The 2,225-nt window shown below is 73.7% G+C and carries 3 protein-coding genes; all 3 read left to right on the top strand.

Annotation, left to right across the window (positions count from 1 at the left end; all coding sequences use genetic code 11):
• Positions 1 to 354 (top strand): hypothetical protein (locus AC1DY2_RS18915; protein WP_476763814.1); only part of this gene is annotated, 354 nt, incomplete at its 5' end.
• Between the two features lie 147 nt (positions 355 to 501).
• A complete protein-coding gene (locus AC1DY2_RS18910; protein ID WP_476763813.1) occupies positions 502 to 1,422 on the top strand; it encodes an AEC family transporter in 921 nt (306 codons plus the stop codon).
• Between the two features lie 47 nt (positions 1,423 to 1,469).
• Positions 1,470 to 2,225, top strand: a 756-nt coding sequence (locus AC1DY2_RS18905; protein ID WP_476763812.1) for a DUF1353 domain-containing protein, incomplete at its 3' end; no start/stop codon positions are given.

Raw genomic sequence — 2,225 nt, 5'->3', positions numbered from 1 at the left:
GTGCGTACCGAGGCCGCCCTGGTGGCGACCGCGCTCACCGAGCACCGCGCCGCCGAAGCGGCCCGAGTCGCARCGGAAGCCGCCGCTGCCGCCGAGGCCGCGCGGGTCGCCGCGAGCGTCGCCGCCGCGGAGGCCGACCACGCCGCGTCCGCGTTCGAGTCCGACGGCACCGACGACATCGGCGGCACCGGAGGGAGCGCCTCCGCCGCCGCCGCCGAGTCGAACGGCTTCGACGCGAGCCTGTACCCGGGCCTGCCGCCGGCGCCGCGCGACGAGGACTGCGGCCCCTGCACCGGCAAGGAGATGGTGCCGATCCTCGTCGGCGACACCTACCGCTGGGGTTGCCACGCGTAGCTGAACCGGGCCCCTGGGCGAGCGCGTGATGACGCGCCTCGTCGTCGGGCGTCCCGGGTTCCCGGGGCGCCCGACGTCGTGCACCACTGCGGGTAGGGTCGAAGCGATGAGCGACGCGCACCGTTCCCCGAGGCCGGGCCGGCGCGCATGATCGACATCCTCACCGGGTTCGCGGTGATCGCACTCGCCGTCTTCGTGGGCTGGCTCGCGGCCAGGGTCGGCGTGCTCGGGCCGGGCGCCCGGCCGGTGCTGGCGAAGCTCAACTTCAACGTGCTCGCGCCGTTCCTGTTGTTCTCGGTGCTCGCGACGGCCGACGTGCGGTCGCTGTTCTCGGCGCTCCTGCCGGTGTCGGCGCTCGCCGCCATCGCGATGATGCTCGTCTTCGCGCTCGTGTCGCTCGTCGTGTGGCGCCGCGGGCTGCCGCGCACCGTGATCGGCTCGCTCGCGTCGGGCTACGTGAACGGCAACAACTTCGGCATCCCCATCGCCGTGTACATGCTCGGGGACGCCGCCTACTCGGCGCCGGTCGTGCTGCTGCAGCTGCTGCTCTTCGCGCCGCTCGCGCTCGCCGTGCTGGGTGCCACGGTCGAGGGGCGCACGTCGGCGTGGGTGATCGTGCAGTCCACCTTGACGAACCCGATCATCGTGGGGTCCCTCCTCGGCGTGCTCGTCGCCGTCACGGGCATCGAGCTGCCGCCGATCGTGCTCGAGCCGATCGAGCTCATCGGCCACGCCGCCGTGCCGCTCATGCTCATCGCCTACGGCCTGTCGCTGCACGGCCAGCGACTGCTCGAACCGGGCACCGGCCGCCGCGACGTGCTCGTCGCGAGCGTGTTGAAGCTCGTCGCCATGCCGGTCGCCGCCTGGGCGTTCGGCCGGTTCGTGTTCGGCCTCGACGGCCTCGACCTCTACGCCGTCACGGTGCTGGCGGCGCTGCCGACCGCGCAGAACGTGTTCGTGTTCGCGCAGCGCTACGAGACGGCCGAGGTCGTCGCGCGCGACACGGTGTTCCTCACCACGATCGGTTCCGTGCCGGTGCTTCTCGCGGTGGCGTTCCTGCTCGGCTGACCCGACGCGGCAGGATGGTCGACACCGCGCGCAACGAAGGAGATCGCATGCCGTTCCTCACCGACGACGGACGCCCGCTCGACGAGCTCGTGCTCGCGCAGCGGCCCGCCGACGGCTACCGCTTCCACGTGCGGGCGCCGTTCACGTACGAGGATCCCGTGTCGGGGCGCCACTACCGGGTGCCCGCGCGGCCGCCCGGCGCACCCGACCCGCGGCCCGACGAGCGCGAGCCGCGCGTGCACGGCATCACCGACCTCGCCTCCGTGCCGATGTGGCTCTGGAGCTTCATCGCCAGCTACGGCCGGCAGTCCGCGCCGGCGATCCTGCATGACGAGCGATCGGTGGATGCCGCGGAGCTGGGCGATCGGCGGGCGGCGCTCGCGCAGCGCCGGGAGGACGACCGGGTGTTCCGCACGGGGCTCCGCGAGCAGCGCGTGCCGCTGCTCCGGTCGTGGCTGATGTGGGCGTGGGTGGCCGCCGACCGCGAGCGCGAGTTCGGCGGCGTGGCCGGGGTGCTGCTGCTGGTGCAGGTCATCGTGGGCGCGATCGTGGGGCTCGTGGCATCCGTCGCCGCCTTCTGGCAGCCGTGGTGGCTGCTGGTGCTGCCCGTCGTGGTGCTCGCGGCCCTGCCGTGGCGGTCGCTGGCGCCGCTCGTGCTCGTGCTCACCGGCTCGCTCGTGGTGCTCGGCCCGCTGCTGGCGGTGCACCTCGTCGCGCTCGTGCTGTTCCGGCTGGTGGAGGCCATCGTCGAGGTGCTCGGCGGAGGCGACCCGCGCGAGGTCGTGCGACCCACGGTGCTGCCG

The sequence above is a fragment of the Agromyces sp. P1_H4 genome, from assembly GCF_056405255.1.
Note: the sequence above shows the minus strand (reverse complement) of the source record. Positions and strands in the feature narration are given on the sequence as shown.